Raw genomic sequence first — 2,089 nt, 5'->3', positions numbered from 1 at the left:
TTTGGACGGCGTATCAGCAAGACTGTCGACGGTTTAACCACGGAGTTTTTCTGGCAAGGCGACAAGCTGATCGCCGAGCACCATGCGGATCGCCACCGAAGCTTCATCTACGAACCCGACAGCTTCCGCCCGTTGGCACTACTGGAAGGCTTTGGGCCAAGCGAAACCCAGCCCTACCACTACCAACTCGACCACCTCGGCACGCCGCAGGAACTCACAGACCCAGACGGCGAAATCGTCTGGTCCGCGAATTACCGCGCCTACGGTCAGATCGCCCGGCTCGACGTAAGCAAAATCGACAATCCGCTGCGGTTTCAAGGGCAGTACTTCGATGCGGAAAGCGGGCTGCACTACAACCGTCATCGCTACTACAATCCAGATGTTGGCCGCTACCTGACGCCGGACCCGGTGAAGTTGGCGGGTGGGATCAATGCCTACCAGTACGTGCCGAATCCGACCGGGTGGGTGGATCCGCTGGGGTTGAGCTCGTGCCCAGGTGGGGATGGATGCAAACCCACACACGATGCTGATAAGCCGGAAAAATATGCCAAGGTAGACGAAGGCGATGCCAAGATACCAAAGGGCGCTGACAGTAAGCTTTCTAGAAACGGTGCATTTAGAAGAGCAAAAAAAATAGGTGGCGTTCCAAAAAATCAACACCCTTCAATAATACGAAAAGTTAAGATTACCGACCAAAACCAACACGTCGAAGGTAGAGTCTATACATTTGAACTACTTGAACGACAAATAGAAATTCTTGAACATTCACTGGGCCATAAAAAAGGTAACCTTGGCCCACACTTCAATACGGAGGCCAGCATTGATGGAAAATCTGTACCGTTAAAAAACCATGCAGACAATCATTCATATTTTAAGAGGCGAACATGAAAACTGTATTTATAAAGAAGATTGGCATCCATCCTTGGGATCAGACACATCATAGCGACGATGAACAGTTCGTAACAATTACGCTACTCAATCAAGACTATGCAAGCGTTTGGAAGACTTGGTGTGAATTCAGCTCATCGCTTGCGCAACATTGGCCAAAAATTGTTCAATGGCATACAAAACTGGCGCCTTACTTCAATAATTCCCAAGAGTACTTATCACTCAAGAATTTTGCTAAAACTTCAACCCCAGGAGACGTTCTTAAAAAACATGAATTAACAGAGATTTACTCTCAAGTAACCTTACTCAACCCTGACCCTTTCAAAATAGATCCTACACGAATGGCAGTTTACCGGACCTGTATAACGTTAATGCAAAAGCAAAATAGCAAAAACGAAAACACTTGGCGCAGGTTAAGTGACCTCGACTGCATTTCAACCACTGACGACATAAAACTAGTGCTCGCCGACAACCTCTCTATATCTTTCAGATTTTACGACGCAGAAACTCATGGTACAGCTCAGCTCATTTGTCACTCAGAACATTTACCGATCCTGAGTGATATCATTCAAAAAATGGACATTAATGAAATCCAGCAAAAAGATATTTACACATATATTCACAGCTAGAGGCAGGTTACAAAAAGTAGAATTACAACATAATTTTATTGGCTACCAGACAGCTGGAAAGCGAGGCACGGGCGGTGCCAAAAGAGGTCATGTCCTATTGGAACTACTCCCTATAAGCAGGTCCAGGATGGGTACCCCTCAATGAGCTACCTTAAAACAGAGATCAATGAAGCTTTAAATGACTTATGTATTCAACATAAGGAGCCTAACCCGGAAGAACTGAATGCCTTGACCGTTTCTCTTTGTCGATATTTTTTCAGGGAAGGAGAGAACATCCTCGACCCAACTTGCCTGATAGCTAAGGGTACTGAATACAACCCAGGCTTTTGGCAGGAAATATCAAAGCGGATTCAGTGTAACCATCTGCTCCTAGTTGTCTTCGATACCGCCTACAGAGCCTGGGAAATCGGAGACTCACTCCAACTTCAACAAGTCTTATCTGAGACGACTGGATATCCGTTCTGGGTGACTGATATAAATTTATCGTTCTTGGTTTTCATGGATGACCATAGCTGCGTAAGTTGGGCTTAAGCTAACGAAACGCCCATCACCCCCACGCCACCACCAACAAC

The 2,089-nt window shown here is 46.1% G+C and carries 3 protein-coding genes; all 3 read left to right on the top strand.

What is annotated here, in order from left to right; translation table 11 throughout:
• The coding region (locus AOA60_RS34175; RefSeq protein WP_178075376.1) for an RHS repeat-associated core domain-containing protein at positions 1-888 on the top strand (888 nt) is incomplete at its 5' end.
• Positions 885-1,517: a hypothetical protein gene (locus AOA60_RS18245; RefSeq protein WP_099585638.1), complete on the top strand. Its 633-nt coding sequence runs from the start codon at positions 885-887 to the stop codon at positions 1,515-1,517. The genes AOA60_RS34175 and AOA60_RS18245, both read left to right, overlap by 4 nt.
• On the top strand, positions 1,474-1,662 hold the full coding sequence (locus tag AOA60_RS34665; RefSeq protein WP_143522459.1) for a polymorphic toxin type 47 domain-containing protein: 189 nt from the start codon (positions 1,474-1,476) through the stop codon (positions 1,660-1,662). The genes AOA60_RS18245 and AOA60_RS34665 overlap by 44 nt, the downstream gene beginning before the upstream one ends.
• Positions 1,663-2,089: the final 427 nt, after the last annotated feature.

The sequence above is a fragment of the Pseudomonas sp. 2822-17 genome (genome assembly GCF_002742485.1).
GTDB classification, from domain to species: domain Bacteria; phylum Pseudomonadota; class Gammaproteobacteria; order Pseudomonadales; family Pseudomonadaceae; genus Aquipseudomonas; species Aquipseudomonas cyclaminis.
The sequence above is the reverse complement of the archived record's forward strand: the minus strand, read 5'-3'. Positions and strand labels throughout refer to the sequence as shown.

Coding starts and splice junctions, on each gene's coding strand:
- AOA60_RS18245 (WP_099585638.1), top strand. CDS start 885: ATGAAAACTGTATTTATAAAGAAGATTGGCATCCATCCTTGGGATCAG.
- AOA60_RS34665 (WP_143522459.1), top strand. CDS start 1,474: ATGAAATCCAGCAAAAAGATATTTACACATATATTCACAGCTAGAGGC.